13 protein-coding genes and 1 riboswitch are annotated in these 14,414 nt (G+C 70.9%); of the genes, 7 read left to right on the forward strand and 6 right to left on the reverse strand.

Annotated features, from left to right (window positions below; genetic code table 11):
• Positions 1-102: 102 nt before the first annotated feature.
• Entirely contained in the window at positions 103-312 is a 210-nt protein-coding gene (locus DIZ27_RS07195) for a hypothetical protein (protein WP_109377462.1), read from the reverse strand.
• 130 nt (positions 313-442) lie between these two features.
• Between DIZ27_RS07195 and DIZ27_RS07200 the strand changes: the two genes are divergently transcribed.
• Complete coding sequence (locus tag DIZ27_RS07200; protein WP_109377463.1) at positions 443-1,417, forward strand: carbohydrate kinase family protein; 975 nt, start codon at positions 443-445, stop codon at positions 1,415-1,417.
• Positions 1,418-1,456: 39 nt separating this feature from the next.
• On the opposite strand, the gene DIZ27_RS07205 is transcribed toward DIZ27_RS07200, so the two are convergent.
• Positions 1,457-2,848, reverse strand: coding sequence for a cysteine desulfurase/sulfurtransferase TusA family protein (locus DIZ27_RS07205; protein ID WP_109377464.1), 1,392 nt, complete (start codon positions 2,846-2,848; stop codon positions 1,457-1,459).
• A gap of 363 nt (positions 2,849-3,211) precedes the next feature.
• Here DIZ27_RS07205 and coxB point away from each other — a divergent pair, with 363 nt between their 5' ends.
• From coxB to DIZ27_RS07220, 3 genes are read left to right on the forward strand one after another with little or no spacing between them, the layout of a single operon-like run.
• Positions 3,212-4,201: a cytochrome c oxidase subunit II gene (gene coxB / locus DIZ27_RS07210; protein ID WP_375231935.1), complete on the forward strand. Its 990-nt coding sequence runs from the start codon at positions 3,212-3,214 to the stop codon at positions 4,199-4,201.
• Positions 4,198-5,925: a cytochrome c oxidase subunit I gene (gene ctaD / locus DIZ27_RS07215; RefSeq protein ID WP_375231936.1), complete on the forward strand. Its 1,728-nt coding sequence runs from the start codon at positions 4,198-4,200 to the stop codon at positions 5,923-5,925. The genes coxB and ctaD overlap by 4 nt, the downstream gene beginning before the upstream one ends.
• Positions 5,926-5,975: 50 nt before the next feature.
• Entirely contained in the window at positions 5,976-6,329 is a 354-nt protein-coding gene (locus DIZ27_RS07220) for a hypothetical protein (protein ID WP_109377465.1), read from the forward strand.
• A 21-nt stretch (positions 6,330-6,350) separates the two neighbouring features.
• Here the strand turns inward: DIZ27_RS07220 and DIZ27_RS07225 are convergent, their stop codons facing one another.
• Positions 6,351-6,893, reverse strand: coding sequence for a MarR family winged helix-turn-helix transcriptional regulator (locus DIZ27_RS07225; protein WP_109377466.1), 543 nt, complete (start codon positions 6,891-6,893; stop codon positions 6,351-6,353).
• A gap of 45 nt (positions 6,894-6,938) precedes the next feature.
• Between DIZ27_RS07225 and DIZ27_RS07230 the strand changes: the two genes are divergently transcribed.
• Positions 6,939-8,210, forward strand: coding sequence for an amidase (locus DIZ27_RS07230; protein WP_258308278.1), 1,272 nt, complete (start codon positions 6,939-6,941; stop codon positions 8,208-8,210).
• 82 nt (positions 8,211-8,292) lie between these two features.
• On the opposite strand, the gene DIZ27_RS07235 is transcribed toward DIZ27_RS07230, so the two are convergent.
• Both DIZ27_RS07235 and DIZ27_RS07240 read right to left on the reverse strand, forming a co-directional pair.
• Positions 8,293-9,525 carry an outer membrane lipoprotein carrier protein LolA gene (locus DIZ27_RS07235; protein ID WP_109377467.1) on the reverse strand — a complete coding sequence of 411 codons (1,233 nt, stop codon included), beginning with the start codon at positions 9,523-9,525 and terminating at the stop codon, positions 8,293-8,295.
• A gap of 238 nt (positions 9,526-9,763) precedes the next feature.
• Complete coding sequence (locus DIZ27_RS07240; protein ID WP_109377468.1) at positions 9,764-10,774, reverse strand: polyprenyl synthetase family protein; 1,011 nt, start codon at positions 10,772-10,774, stop codon at positions 9,764-9,766.
• A 641-nt stretch (positions 10,775-11,415) separates the two neighbouring features.
• Positions 11,416-11,579, forward strand: a riboswitch (cyclic di-AMP (ydaO/yuaA leader).
• A 12-nt stretch (positions 11,580-11,591) separates the two neighbouring features.
• On the opposite strand from DIZ27_RS07240, the gene DIZ27_RS07245 reads away from it, so the two are divergent.
• Positions 11,592-12,083, forward strand: coding sequence for a transglycosylase SLT domain-containing protein (locus tag DIZ27_RS07245; RefSeq protein ID WP_109377639.1), 492 nt, complete (start codon positions 11,592-11,594; stop codon positions 12,081-12,083).
• Between the two features lie 38 nt (positions 12,084-12,121).
• On the opposite strand, the gene DIZ27_RS07250 is transcribed toward DIZ27_RS07245, so the two are convergent.
• Positions 12,122-12,997 (reverse strand): HAD family hydrolase, encoded by an 876-nt coding sequence (locus DIZ27_RS07250; RefSeq protein WP_109377469.1) that lies wholly within the window; start codon positions 12,995-12,997, stop codon positions 12,122-12,124.
• 299 nt (positions 12,998-13,296) lie between these two features.
• Between DIZ27_RS07250 and DIZ27_RS07255 the strand changes: the two genes are divergently transcribed.
• Positions 13,297-14,370: a GNAT family N-acetyltransferase gene (locus tag DIZ27_RS07255; RefSeq protein WP_258308279.1), complete on the forward strand. Its 1,074-nt coding sequence runs from the start codon at positions 13,297-13,299 to the stop codon at positions 14,368-14,370.
• Positions 14,371-14,414: the final 44 nt, after the last annotated feature.

Here is a 14,414-nt window from a genome sequence, read left to right on the forward strand (position 1 = left end):
CCGTATCCCCCTCACGGGGGACGGCGATGGGACGCAGCGGGGGAGCGCACGGTTCCCGTCCGGTTCCCCGGGAGCCGTGAACCTGGCCGGCGGGGGTCCGACTCAGTCGCCGTAATCCGACATCGCGTCCAGCAACCGCGCCGAGGACGACGGCACGGACACGCCGTGGATCAGGGACGGGGGCACCGGCCGGGTGTCGCCGCGGTCCGGCGCCGTCCAGCGGGAGGCCATCCGGGCGCAGTCGCCGCGCAGCGACTCCAGGTCGCCTTCGAGGTCGGCCTGTGTGGGGGCGTGGACCTTGAGGTTCGTCATAACGGCACCGTACGCATGCCGAAGGTCACGAAGAAAGATCTACTATCGGGTAGTTTCGTCGGCTTCAAGTGGGCGGCTCGCACCCGGTAGCGTGGGGTGTCAATCCCCCTCCCTCAGGAGAGTCCACGCCGTGCGCATCGCAGTCACCGGCTCCATCGCCACCGACCACCTCATGACGTTCCCCGGGCGCTTCTCCGACCAACTCGTCGCGGACCAGTTGCACACGGTCTCGCTGTCCTTCCTGGTCGACCAGCTGGACGTGCGCCGGGGCGGCGTGGGCGCGAACATCGCCTTCGGCATGGGCCAGCTCGGCACCCGGCCGATCCTCGTCGGCGCCGCGGGCTCCGACTTCGACGAGTACCGGGCCTGGCTGGACCGGCACGGCGTCGACACCGCGTCCGTCCGCATCTCGGAGACGCTGCACACCGCCCGCTTCGTGTGCACCACGGACGCCGAGCACAACCAGATCGGCTCCTTCTACACGGGCGCGATGAGCGAGGCCCGGCTGATCGAGCTGAAGACCGTCGCCGACCGGGTGGGCGGCCTCGACCTGGTCCTCATCGGCGCCGACGACCCGGAGGGCATGCTCCGGCACACCGAGGAGTGCCGCTCGCGGGGCATCCCGTTCGCCGCCGACTTCTCCCAGCAGATCGCCCGGATGGACGGGGAGGAGATCCGCATACTGCTGGACGGGGCGACCTACCTCTTCTCCAACGAGTACGAGAAGGGGCTCATCGAGACCAAGACGGGCTGGACCGACGCCGAGATCCTCGCCAGGGTCGGCCACCGCGTCACCACCCTCGGCGCCCGGGGCGTACGCATCGAACGCGCCGGTGAGGACCCCGTCGAGGTCGGCTGCGCCCAGGAGGAGCGCAAGACGGACCCGACCGGCGTGGGCGACGCCTTCCGCGCCGGGTTCCTGTCCGGACTGGCCTGGGGCGTCTCACTGGAGCGCGCCGCGCAGGTCGGCTGCATGCTCGCCACCCTGGTCATCGAGACCGTCGGCACCCAGGAGTACCAGCTGCGCCGCGCCCACTTCATGGAGCGCTTCGCACAGGCCTACGGCGACGAGCCCGCGGCCGAGGTGCAGAAGCACCTGGCCTGACGCCCCCTTCGGGCTCCCCGGCCCGGAGCAGGCGCCCGCTCAGGAGAGCCGGCGGACCACATAGGCCGAGCCGTGGTCCGCCGTCTCCTCTCCCACGTACTCCTGCCCGCGCATCTCGCACCACGCCGGGATGTCCAGCCGGGCCGCCTCGTCGTCCGCGAGGACCCGTACCGTGCCGCCCACCGGCACGTCGCCGATCACCTTGGCCAGCTCGATCACCGGGATCGGGCAGCGCCGGCCCAGCGCGTCCACCACCAGGGCATCGCTTCCCCCGTGGACGAGCTCCGCGGCCCCCGCCGCCACCGGAGCCCCCAGCCTCTCCCGCACCTCCGCCACCACCCGGGGCAGGACGGTCAGGAACCGCTCGACGTCCTCGGAGTCCGCCCCCGGCGGCAGCGAGACGCGGACGTTGCCCTCGCTGAGCACCCCCATCGCCCTCAGCACATGGCTCGGGGTGAGCGTGCTGCTGGTGCACGAGGAACCGGACGACACGGAGAAACCCGCGCGGTCCAGCTCGTGCAGCACCGTCTCCCCGTCGACGAAGAGACACGAGAAGGTGACGATCCCCGGCAGTCGCCGCTGCGGATCGCCGACCACCTCCACGTCCGGCACCAGGGCCGGCACCCGCGTCCGGATCCGCTCCGTCAGGTCCCGCAGCCGGGCCGCCTCCTCGGCCGCCTCGGCACGCACCGCCCGCAGCGACGCCGCCGCGGCCACCACCGCCGGGATGTTCTCGAACCCGGCCGCCCGCCCCGACTCCCGTTCGTCCAGCGGTCCCTGGGGAGCGAACCGCACCCCCTTGCGCACCACGAGCAGCCCGACCCCCGACGGGCCGCCCCACTTGTGGGCGCTCGCCGTGAGCAGCGACCAGTCACCCGCCACCGGCTTCCAGCCCAGCGACTGGGCCGCGTCCACCAGCAGCGGTACGCCGGCCGCCCGGCACGCCTCGGCCACCTCGGCCACCGGCTGCACGGTCCCCACCTCGTGGTTGGCCGACTGGAGGCAGGCCAGCGCGGTGTCCGGCCGCAGGGCCTGTGCGTACGCCGCGGGATCCACGGCGCCCGTACGGTCCACCGCGACCTCGGTGACCGAACCGCCCCCGGCCCCGTGCGCTTCCGCCGTATGGAGGACCGACGAGTGTTCGACCGCGGACACGATCAGGTGCGATCCGACGCGCCGCCGCCCGGCCAGCGCCCCCTCGATCCCGATGTGCACCGCCCGGGTGCCGGACGGGGTGAACACCAGCTCGTCCGGACGGCATTCCACCGCCTCGGCGGCCGCCTCGCGCGCCGCGTCCAGCAGCAGCCGGGCCCGCCTGCCCTCCCGGTACAGCCGTGCGGGATCCGCCCACCCCTCGTCCAGTGCGGCCAGCAGGGCCTGACGGCCGACGGGGTGGAGCGGGGCGGCGGACGCGGCGTCAAAGTAGGCCATACGGCAACGTTAAGGCGTGGCCCGGCTGCCGAGCGGCCGGGGGCCGTGCCCCTCGGCGGTTCCGCCACGGGGAGGGGCGAACGGCCGGGCTTTCCATACCCACCGCGCCCTCACCGCACACCCGCCCGCCTGCCGAGTCCCCCGTGCGAGCGGTACTTTCGGGCGACGGGGCATCCCCTCTCCCTCCCTTCGGGGTGACGGGCGGCGCGTATGCCCCCCTCCCCGCGACCCCCCGGAAGGCGTCGGCTAGGGTTTGGTCCGCATAAACATCCAAACCCCTGCCCGACGCAGGGCGGCGACCGACCGGTGAGAAGGACAGGCCGCAGCCGTACAGCGCGGGCGAGACTCTCGGGAAGGCGCTACGTGAGTCCCAACGGCTCCGACCTCCCCCACGGCCTGAAGGGCGTGGGTGGTACCCCCAAGCCGCGGCGCCCGATGCAGCGGAAGCTGCTGCAGGCACTGACCGCGGGCCTGGTCCTGGCGACCGCCACCGGTTGCACATGGGAGGACTTCCCTCGCCTTGGTATGCCCACCCCCACCTCAGAGCAGGCGGAGCGAATCCTCTCCCTGTGGCAGGGTTCGTGGGCGGCCGCGCTCGCCATCGGCGGGCTCGTGTGGGGCCTGATCCTGTGGAGTGCTTTCTTCCACCGGCGCAGCCGCACCAAGGTCGAGGTACCTCCGCAGACCCGGTACAACATGCCCATCGAGGCGCTGTACACCGTGGTTCCGCTCATCATCGTCTCGGTCTTCTTCTACTTCACGGCCCGGGACGAGTCCGAGCTGATGAAGCTCGACAAGCCCGACGTCACCGTCAACGTCGTCGGCTTCCAGTGGAGCTGGTGCTTCAACTACATCGAGAACGTCGAGGGTTCCTCCGGCGACGCGAAGACCTCCAAGGAACTCGACGCGATCCCGGACCGCTACAAGAACGCCTTCCCGGCCAACGCCGGCGGTGTCAACGACTGCGGCACCCCCGCCACGCGGAACCCGCAGACGAACAACCCGGGCCCCACCCTGTGGCTGCCCGAGGGCAAGCGGGTCCGGTTCGTCCTGACCTCGCGGGACGTCATCCACTCCTTCTGGGTGGTGCCGTTCCTGATGAAGCAGGACGTCATCCCGGGCCACACCAACGCCTTCGAGGTGGTCCCCAACCGTGAGGGCACCTTCCTCGGCAAGTGCGCCGAGCTCTGCGGTGTCGACCACGCCCGGATGCTGTTCAACGTGAAGGTCGTCTCCCCCGAGCGCTACGAGGCGCACCTCAAGGAGCTCGCGGAGAAGGGACAGACCGGTTACGTTCCCGCCGGCATCGCGCAGACGAGCCACGAGAAGAACCGGGAGACGAGCAAGCTGTGAGCATCCTCAACGAATCCCAGGGTGCCGCGGCAGCTGTGGCCTCCTATGAGAACGAGCTGCCGGTACGGCGCAAGCAGCCCGGCAACATCGTGGTCAAGTGGCTGACGACCACGGACCACAAGACGATCGGCACCATGTACCTGGTGACGTCGTTCGTGTTCTTCTGCGTCGGTGGCGTCCTGGCGCTGGTGATGCGCGCGGAACTGGCCCGGCCCGGTCTGCAGATCATGTCGAACGAGCAGTTCAACCAGGCGTTCACGATGCACGGCACGATCATGCTGCTGATGTTCGCGACGCCGCTGTTCGTCGGCTTCGCGAACTGGATCATGCCGCTGCAGATCGGCGCGCCCGACGTCGCCTTCCCGCGGCTGAACATGTTCGCCTACTGGCTGTACCTGTTCGGCTCGCTGATCGCGATCGGCGGTTTCCTCACCCCGGACGGGGCCGCCAGCTTCGGCTGGACCGGCTACGCACCGCTGTCCGACGCGGTCCGCTCGGTGGGCGCCGGCTCCGACATGTGGATCATGGGTCTGGCCTTCCAGGGCTTCGGCACCATCCTGGGCTCGGTCAACTTCATCACCACGATCATCTGCATGCGCGCTCCCGGCATGACGATGTTCCGCCTGCCGATCTTCACCTGGAACGTGCTGCTGACCGGTGTGCTGGTCCTGCTCGCCTTCCCGGTGCTGGCTGCCGCGCTGTTCGCGCTCGAGTACGACCGGAAGTTCGGCGGGCACATCTTCGACGCGACCAACGGCGGGGCGCTGCTGTGGCAGCACCTGTTCTGGTTCTTCGGCCACCCCGAGGTGTACATCATCGCGCTGCCGTTCTTCGGCATCGTCTCCGAGATCGTGCCGGTCTTCAGCCGCAAGCCGATCTTCGGCTACATGGGCCTGGTCGGCGCGACCATCGCGATCGCGGGTCTGTCGGTGACCGTGTGGGCGCACCACATGTACGCCACCGGCGGCGTGCTGCTGCCGTTCTTCTCCTTCATGACCTTCCTGATCGCGGTCCCGACCGGTGTGAAGTTCTTCAACTGGGTCGGCACCATGTGGAAGGGCAGTCTCTCGTTCGAGACGCCGATGCTCTGGTCCATCGGCTTCCTGGTGACCTTCCTGTTCGGCGGTCTGACCGGCGTCATCCTGGCCTCGCCGCCGCTGGACTTCCACGTCACCGACTCGTACTTCGTCGTGGCGCACTTCCACTACGTGGTGTTCGGCACCGTCGTCTTCGCGATGTTCGCCGGCTTCCACTTCTGGTGGCCGAAGTTCACCGGCAAGATGCTCGACGAGCGGCTCGGCAAGGTCACCTTCTGGACGCTGTTCATCGGCTTCCACGGCACCTTCCTGGTCCAGCACTGGCTGGGCGCCGAGGGCATGCCCCGCCGGTACTCGGACTACCTGGCGGCCGACGGCTTCACCGCGCTGAACACGGTCTCCACCATCGCCTCGTTCCTGCTCGGCCTGTCGCTGCTGCCGTTCTTCTACAACGTCTGGAAGACGGCCAAGTACGGCGAGAAGATCGAGGTCGACGACCCGTGGGGCTACGGCCGTTCCCTGGAGTGGGCCACCTCGTGCCCGCCGCCGCGGCACAACTTCCTCACCCTGCCGCAGATACGGAGCGATTCACCCGCCTTCGACCTCCACCACCCCGAGGTCGATCACCCCGAGCTCGTCACCGGCGACGACGCGGAGAAGCAGGGGTCCGCCACCGGCCGGAACTGACAGGTTCGGTCACCCGTCCTTTTCGGATCGAGAACGTTCAGGAGCCGTCCATGGATGCCCGTCATGAAGCCGCTCTCGGCCTGCATCAGCTCGAGGGGTTCCTCCACCAAGAGGCACACCGTCTGGAGGCACACCGCAAAGCGCACGAGTTCGCCCGGGCACTGCCCGGCCTCACCACGGACCAGCGCCTCGTGGTCGAGGAGGCGTACGCCCGGGAGCAGGTGGCGTACGCCCGCGAGACGACGCGCCGCATCGCGGAGCGCATACAGCAGGTCGAGGCTCAGTACGCGACCCGCCACCGCCGGTTCACGCGGGACACCGCCGTTGCCATGGCCGTGGTCACCATGGGCCTGATCGGTCTCTGCATCGCGGTGATCCTGGGGACGGCATCGGGGGCGGCCTGACGGCACCCCGCCGCCGTTCCGTCAGCGGGTGTCGTCCTCCAGGGAGACCAGCAGCTTGCGCAGGCTGCCCCTGATCGCCGCGCGTTCCTCCGGGTCCAGCACGGAGAGCGCCTCCCGCTCCAGGGCGAAGTGCGCTTCCAGCACGCGGTCCACACTCGCCCGGCCCTCCTCCGTCAGACGGACCAGAGTGCTTCGACCGTCGTCGGGGGACGGGCCGCGCTCGATCCAGCCCTCCCGCTCCAGCCGGTTGAACCTCCCGGTGAGACCGGCGGACGACACGATCAGCGCCTGACGCAGTTGCCCCGGCGTCAACGCGTAGTGAGGGCCGCTGCGGCGCAAGGCGTGCAGCACGTCGAAATCCCCGAGATTGGCGATGGGCACGCCGCCGGCACGGCGCAGTTGCGCCACGAACCGTTCTTCCAGGAGCCGGGCCGTACGCATCAGACGGGCGATCACCTCGGTGGACGAGACGTCCAGTTCGGGCCACTCGCTGCGCCACTCGGCCAGCATCGTGTCCACACTGTCGCCGTCGACGGCGGCTTCGGTCTCTTCGTCCTCACGCATCTCGGCTCCAGCGTATCCGCAGCGCGAGCAGGGAAGGAGCCGGGCGTGAGGAGACCGGTGGGGGGCGCTCCGTCCGAGACGGTGGCGGAGATCGCCGCCGCGGTGCGCACGCGGAGGCTGCGGGCCGTCGAGGTGGTCACGGAGGCGCTGGCGCGGATCGAGCGGGCCGATCCGGTGCTGTGCGCGTTCACCGAGGTGTGGGCCGAGGAGGCACTGCGGCGGGCGGCCGAGGTGGACGCCCGGGTCGATGCGGGTCCACCCGGCTCGGGTGAGTGGCTGCCGCTGGCCGGGGTGCCGATCGCCGTGAAGGGGCGGTACGGGCTCCGGGCGGCGGGTCCACTGCTCACGGCCGGGGGTGTCGCCGTGGGCGCCACCGCCGTACCCGGGCCCGGCACCCCCTGGCAGACCTGGGGGCTCGGGGTGCGCGGACGGACCGTCAACCCGTGGCGGGCGGACCGCACTCCGGGCGGTTCCTCGGCCGGGGCCGCGGTCGCGGTGGCGGCGGGGCTGGTGCCGCTGGCGACGGGCAGCGACGGTGCGGGGTCGGTACGCATCCCGGCGGCGTGGTGCGGGGTCGTCGGCCTGAAGGTCACCAACGGCCGCCTCCCGTCGCCCGACCGCACGGGTCTCGCGGCACCCGGCGTCCTCACCCTGACGGCAGCGGACGCGGCGGCCTGGTGGCGGGCGGTGTCGCCGTCCACCGCCGTCGAAGCGCCGCCGTCCGTCCCCCGCACCGCGATCTGGTCCCCCGACCTCGGCTTCGCCGATCCTGACGAGGAGCCCGTCGCGCTGGCCCGCGCCGCGGTCGACCGGCTCGTCGACGCCGGAGTCGTACGGCTCGTACGGCCCCCGCGAGCCGTACGGCCCGTACAGTCGGCGAAGCCTCCGCTGCTCCTGGACCCCGCGCCGGCCTGGCTCGCCCTGCGCGCCCCCGGCGGGTCCCGCCCCGGCCTCGCCGACGCCCACCGCATTCGGGTGGCGAACGACCGGCGCCTGGCCCGCCTCTTCGCCCACGCCGAGTTGCTGCTGACGCCCACGGCGCCCACCGCGCCGCACGGCCACGAAGGGCCCGGTGACGTCTACTCCACCGCGCTCACCTGGGCGTTCAACGTGAGCGGGCACCCCGCGCTGAGCCTCCCGGCCGGGTTCGGCAGCGACGGCTGCCCGGCCGGGCTCCAACTGGTGGCGCCGCACGGGCGGGAGGCGCTGCTGCTCGCCGTGGCACGGGCGGCGGAGCGGCGGCAGGCGCTCGGCGCGGTGGGGTCGTCAACTGCTTGCCGGGAGCGTGCCCGAGGGAGAGTTGACCCGATCGTGTGATGCTCGGCTTCCGGGCCGGACCACGCACAGGATGTGTGTCGCCGCCCCGGGACCCGCTTCCCCCCTCCCGTTGCTTCCCCTGTTACTTCGCCTCGTTGGCGGCCTTCACCAGCGCGTCCTTCGTGACGGCACCGACGTAGACCTTGCCGTCCTCGGTGACCAGGGCGTTGACCAGACGGGTGCTGAACACGGTGCCCGTGCCGAACTCGCCCTTCACCTGGTCGCCGAGCGAGCCGAGGAAACCGCCGAGGTCACCGCCCTCGGCGCCGGTCGGCAGACCCCCCTCGGCGCCGGTGTCGAAGGTGGCGACGGAGTTCCAGCCCTCGCCCAGCACCTTCAGCCCGTCGAGCCCCTTGGAGAGGTCCTCCTCGGACTTCGGGGCGCCCTCCGGCTTGCCGGTCAGCTCCCTGCCCTTCTTCCCGTCCTCCAGGGCGCCCTCCTCGGTCACCTTGGCGCCCTTGGGCGGGGTGAAGTCGAAGGTCGACGCGGCCGGCCGGTCGAAGCTGACCTTGGTGAAGCCGACATCCACGACGGCGGCACCGCCGCTCGCCGGGGTCAGCGTGAACTTCAGCGGCGTCCCGGTCCGGTGGTCCACCGCGATGCTGATCGCGCCGACCGTGGAACCGGACTGCTTGGGCTTGACGACCAGCTTGTAGGCGTCGCGGCCGGCCACCTGCGCGGTGCCGTCGACGGTGACGGACGTGGTGGCGTCGACCGCCTTCAGCGCCTCCTCGGCGAAGTCCTTCGGCGTGGCCGGGGGCTGCTGCTCCCGGCCCTCGCCCTCGGCGGACTCGTCGACGGTGCCGTGGTAGACCTCGTTGGACGCGCTGTCGTAGCCCCAGACGTCCTTGCCGTTGTGGATCAGGCTGTACTCGGCGGCGTTCTCGAGCAGCGACACCTTCTGCCGGTCGGGGCCGTCGACCGCGACGCGCAGGGTGTGCGTACCGGAGGCCAGCTCGGTGAGCTTGGCGGACGGGTCGGCGGACGAGCCGCCCTCGCCGCGGTCCAGGGCGCCGGAGGCCAGGCTGCTCTCCAGGCCGCCGAGGTCCGGCAGTCCGAGGTCGGTGGTGATCTTCACGGTGCCGGACAGTCGCTCGGTGTCCGACTCGGCCATCTTCTCGATGAGCTGCGCGGCGGTGATCTCCGGCAGGTCCGGGTCGCCGGAGTTCGCGATCGCGGGGACGAGCCCGATGGTCGCGGCCGCCACTCCCATCACCGTGACCGGGACGACGTACCGCGCGGCCCTGCGCCGGCCCGCGCCCGGCTCGCGGGTCGCCCCCGCGGTCGTCGTGTCGTCGGATTCGTACGGTGCCATGTGTGCCTTACCTCCGTGGTCGGCGGCGGCCCGCGTCTCGTGTTCCTCGCACCAGTCACGTCCTGAGCCGCCATTCTCACCCGAATCGGTGAGGAGTGGTGTCCGTCATGGTCCATCTGACCAAACACCGCAAGAGGAAGCGTCAGACCCCGGACTCAACTCCGTGTACTGCTGCGGTATGACACGAGGAGGTGTTTCCTCCCCCCGACCAGTAGGGGTCGGGGAGTCGGCCGGCGGGTCAGCCGGCCCGGTGCACCACCGCGTCGCACAGTTCGACCAGGGCCGTCTTCGATTCGCACTCCGGCAGAGGTGCCAGCACCGCGCGCGCCTCCTGCGCATAGCGCACGGTGTCCCGGCGGGCCTGCTCCAGCGCGGGGTGCGCGCGCAGCAGTCGCAGCGCCTCGGCGTGCCGGCCGTCGTCACTGAGGTCGGAGTCCAGCAGCTCGCACAGCGCGATGTCCTCGGGCAGGCCCAGCCGGGCCGCTCGCTCGCGCAGCCGCAGCACGGGCAGGGTCGGAATGCCCTCGCGCAGATCGGTGCCCGGGGTCTTGCCGGACTCGTGGGAGTCGGAGGCGACGTCCAGCACGTCGTCGGCGAGCTGGAAGGCGATCCCGAGCCGCTCGCCGTACTGGGTCAGCACGTCCACGACCGTGTCGTCCGCGCCGGACATCATGGCGCCGAACCGGCACGAGACGGCGACCAGTGAGCCGGTCTTGCCACCCAGGACGTCCAGGTAGTGGTCGACCGGATCGCGGCCGTCCTGCGGCCCCGCGGTCTCCAGGATCTGACCGGTGACCAGCCGCTCGAACGCCTCCGCCTGTACCCGTACGGCCTCCGGCCCGAGGTCGGCCAGGATGTGCGAGGCGCGCGCGAAGAGGAAGTCGCCGGTGAGGACCGCGACGGAGTTGCCCCAGCGGGTGTTCGCGCTGGGCACCCCGCGCCGCACACCCGCGTCGTCCATCACGTCGTCGTGGTACAGCGTGGCCAGGTGGGTCAGCTCCACGACCACGGCGGACGGTACGACGCCGGGCGCGTAGGGGTCGCCGAACTGGGCGGCGAGCATCACGAGCAGCGGCCGGAACCGCTTGCCGCCGGCCCGCACCAGGTGCTGAGCGGCCTCCGTGATGAAGGGGACCTCACTCTTGGTGGCCTCGAGCAGCCCTTCCTCGACAGCCGTCATCCCGGCCCGGACATCGGCTTCCAGAGCCTGGTCCCGCACGCTCAGCCCGAATGGCCCGACGACGGTCACGAGGGGTCTCCTGTCTGCTGGTGTCCACTGGCGCTCAGACGTCTTGCACCGTTTACCGATAGGTCGCTGGTTGTCGATAGGTCGCTGACATCACTCGAGTCAGCGTATCCGGTCATGTTTCGATCACCGCCAGCACCCACATTCCCCAAACTCACCCAAGCACGCGCGGACGGCACCTCACGGCACCCTCCGATATCGGATCACCATCAGATCGTTTCCGATCAGTTGACAGCAATGGACATTTGCCAACTTTCCGGACGCATCCCGTCCGCGCGCCGGGCGTGCGCCGAGCCACATCTCGGCGCTCGATCCATCCTGCCCGCCCCGCTGCCCGATTTGCCGCAATTGTCAAACGGATTCCCGTTGGCGGCAAATGCGCCCGCACGATGCGGCCAGTGAGGTCGGTCACGCGCATCCCGGCACGTCCACGACTCCCTGCGCGGGCGCTTTCCCTTCCACTTCCCTTCCACCGAACGCGAGTTGACCGTTGGCACTCGCAAAGGATCAAGTACCCCAAATAGCCCAAGACAAGATCAAACAGCGCCATACGTGACGCTCGCACTTGTTCCCGACATGTGCTCTCGCATACGTTCCCGGCCTGTCGGGCGGACGCCGAATCCTGCCGCCGCCCGCGCCACCCGTCGATCAACTCACTCACGCACGGCAGGAGCGGGGGACCCAGGTAAGTCGCCGGACCGGTTCGCACCGGGACGGCTCGGGGTGAAGCCATGCCCTCAGGGGCGCGGCCGGGCACTCTCCCGCCCGAACCCGACAGCTCACCTCGTAGGCGTAGGAGAGGAACGCACACATGCCCGCCATGCCCGCATCCGGTCAGCGCCGCTTCGGCCGCACCCGCCTCGTCCGCTCCCTCGCCGTCGCCGGCGTGGCCGCGATCGCCCTTCCGGTGTTCGGCGCCACCAGCGCCTCCGCCGCTCCCGCCACCCCCGTGTCGTCCGCCCCGGCCGCCGCCGGCACCGAGACGGCGTACCCGGACAACCTCGACGGCTGGATCCGCGAGTCGCTGTCGATCATGGCGCAGCACGGCATTCCCGGCAGCTACGACTCCATCCACCGCAACATCATGCGCGAGTCCTCCGGCAACCCGCAGGCCATCAACCTGTGGGACTCCAACGCCGTCGCCGGCACCCCGTCGAAGGGCCTGCTGCAGGTCATCGACCCGACCTTCCAGGCGTACCACGTGCCCGGCACGGCCTTCGACCCGTTCGACCCGGTCGCGAACATCGCGGCGGCCTGCAACTACGCGGCGGACCGCTACGGCTCGATCGACAACGTCTTCGGCGCCTACTGAGACGTCCGGGCGCACCGGGGCACACCCGGCCCACGGGGTCACCCGTCGGGGCGGAGGCCGGGACGGCACGTGTCAGGACGCGTGCCGTCCCGCCCCGCCCCGTCCGTTCCGCCGAACAACCGCTCGAGGACGACGGCCACGCCGTCGTCCTCGTTCGTCGTGGTGATCTCGTCGGCCACCGCCTTCAGCTCGGGATGCGCGTTGGCCATGGCGACACCGTGGGCCGCCCAGCGGAACATCGGGACGTCGTTGGGCATGTCGCCGAAGGCGACGGTCCGTTCCCGGCTCAGCCCCAGGTGCTCGGCGGCCAGCGCCAGCCCCGTCGCCTTGGTGACACCGCACGGCTGGAGCTCCACGGTGCCCGGCCCCGACATGGTGACCGTGGCCAGCGAACCGACCACCGAACGCGCCGTCGCCGCCAACTCGTCGTCACTCAGGAAGGGGTGACGCAACAGCACCTTGGTGATCGGCAGGACCCACAGATCGTCCCGTCGCCCGATCCGCACGGCGGGCAGCGTCGGGTGCGGCATCCGATAGCCCGGCTCGATCAGGGTGAGTCCGTCGATCCCGTCCTGGTCGACCGCGGCGTACACCTCCCCCACCTCGGCCTCGATCTTGCCGAGCGCGGTCTCCGCCAGTTCCCGGTCCAGCGTGACGGAGTGGAGCAGCCGGTTCGCGCCGGCGTCGTACACCTGCGCGCCCTGTCCGCACACCGCGAGCCCCGTGCTCCCCAGCCGCTCCAGGAGCGGCCGCACTCCGGGCGCCGGACGGCCCGTCACCACGAGATGCCGGGCACCGGCCCGCGTCGCCAGTGCCAGTGCGGCGAGAGACCGGTCGGAGAGAGAGTCGTCGCCGCGCAGCAGCGTCCCGTCCAGGTCGGTGGCGATGAGTGAACAATCGGTGGGTGCGGCCATGATCAGAGAATACGGACACCACGCCCACCCGACTCACCCTCGTCCGGAACGTCTCCGTCCGCACTCCCGCACCCCTTATCCTTCGCGCCACACCGCCGGGCCGTCGCCGCGCGACCGCTCCACCACGACCGCGCGCCCGGCCGCTTCCGTCATCACCGGGTACGAACCTGTTAAAGGCCTCTGCACCACTTGGCAACAACATGGTCCGCTACCTACCGTCCTGGTGGTCCCGGGCGGTACCTTCCAAGAGTCCAGGGGGGACTTGATCGGGGGGTCAGGTGAGCAGTGGACGCACACGTGTGCTGAGGCTCGAGGAGCTCGGCGAGGGGGAGCGGGAACGCTGGCGTGAGCTGCGCGCCGCGACGGACGCACCACGCAGCCCTTTCATGGAACCGGAGTTCGCCACCGCCGTGTCCCGGGTGCGGCCGCAGGCCCGGGTGGCGGTCCTGTACGAGGGGACGTCCGCCGAACCGGCCGGCTTCCTGCCTTACGAGCGGGGCGCGTTGGGGCAGGGCCGGGCGATCGGGCTCGGGGTGTCGGACTGCCAGGGCGCCGTCCTGCGTCCGGGCCTCGCCCCGGAGACCGGTGAACTGCTGCGCGCCTGCTCGGTGTCGAGCTTCGCCTTCGACAACCTGGAGGCGAACCAGGCCCTGTTCGTCCCGCACGCGGCTGAGGAGCACGCCACCTATGTCATCGACGTGGAGAAGGGCTACGAGACCTACGAGTCCGTACTGCGCACCCAGTCGCCGAAGTTCCTGAAGACCACACTGGCCAAGGAGCGCAGGCTCGGCCGTCAGGCGGCCGGACCGGTGCGGTTCGTCTTCGACGAACGCGAACCGGCCGCGCTGCGCGCTCTCATCGAGTGGAAGTCGGCCCAGTACCGCAGGACCGGTCGGCGCGACCGGTTCGCGCAGGAGTGGATCACGCGGCTCGTGGGCCGCCTGGCCGAGACCCGGGCACCGGAGTGCACGGGCACGCTGTCCGTCCTGTACGCCGGGGACCGCCCCGTCGCCGCGCACTTCGGCCTGCGCTCGGCCTCGGTCCTGGCCTGCTGGTTCCCGGCGTACGACGTGGAGTTCGCGAAGTACTCGCCGGGGCTCGTGCTGCATCTGCGCATGGCCGAGGCGGCGGCCGGCGAGGGCATCGGCCTGCTCGACATGGGGCGCGGCCCGGCCGAGTACAAGGACTCGCTGAAGACGGGCGAACTCGCCGTCTACGAAGGAGAGGCGATGCGTCCGGGCCTGGGCGCCGCGCTGCACCTGCTGCGCCGCGAGCCCGTACGCCGTGCGCACGGCTTCGTCCGCGCCCACCCGCGCCTCGCGTCGCTGGCGTCGCGGGCGCTGAAGGGGGCGGGGCGGCTGCGCCGGTCATGAGGGGCCGTTCGTGAGGACAGTTCGCGAGGACCGTTCATGAGGAC

Source organism: Streptomyces sp. NWU339, assembly GCF_003143855.1.
GTDB lineage: Bacteria > Actinomycetota > Actinomycetes > Streptomycetales > Streptomycetaceae > Streptomyces.

Bases quoted from the DNA above. Each gene is read 5' to 3' on its own strand.
- DIZ27_RS07195 (WP_109377462.1), bottom strand. From the start codon at position 312: ATGACGAACCTCAAGGTCCACGCCCCCACACAGGCCGACCTCGAAGGC.
- DIZ27_RS07205 (WP_109377464.1), bottom strand. From the start codon at position 2,848: ATGGCCTACTTTGACGCCGCGTCCGCCGCCCCGCTCCACCCCGTCGGC.
- DIZ27_RS07220 (WP_109377465.1), top strand. From the start codon at position 5,976: ATGGATGCCCGTCATGAAGCCGCTCTCGGCCTGCATCAGCTCGAGGGG.
- DIZ27_RS07225 (WP_109377466.1), bottom strand. From the start codon at position 6,893: ATGCGTGAGGACGAAGAGACCGAAGCCGCCGTCGACGGCGACAGTGTG.
- DIZ27_RS07235 (WP_109377467.1), bottom strand. From the start codon at position 9,525: ATGGCACCGTACGAATCCGACGACACGACGACCGCGGGGGCGACCCGC.
- DIZ27_RS07245 (WP_109377639.1), top strand. From the start codon at position 11,592: ATGCCCGCATCCGGTCAGCGCCGCTTCGGCCGCACCCGCCTCGTCCGC.
- DIZ27_RS07250 (WP_109377469.1), bottom strand. From the start codon at position 12,997: ATGGCCGCACCCACCGATTGTTCACTCATCGCCACCGACCTGGACGGG.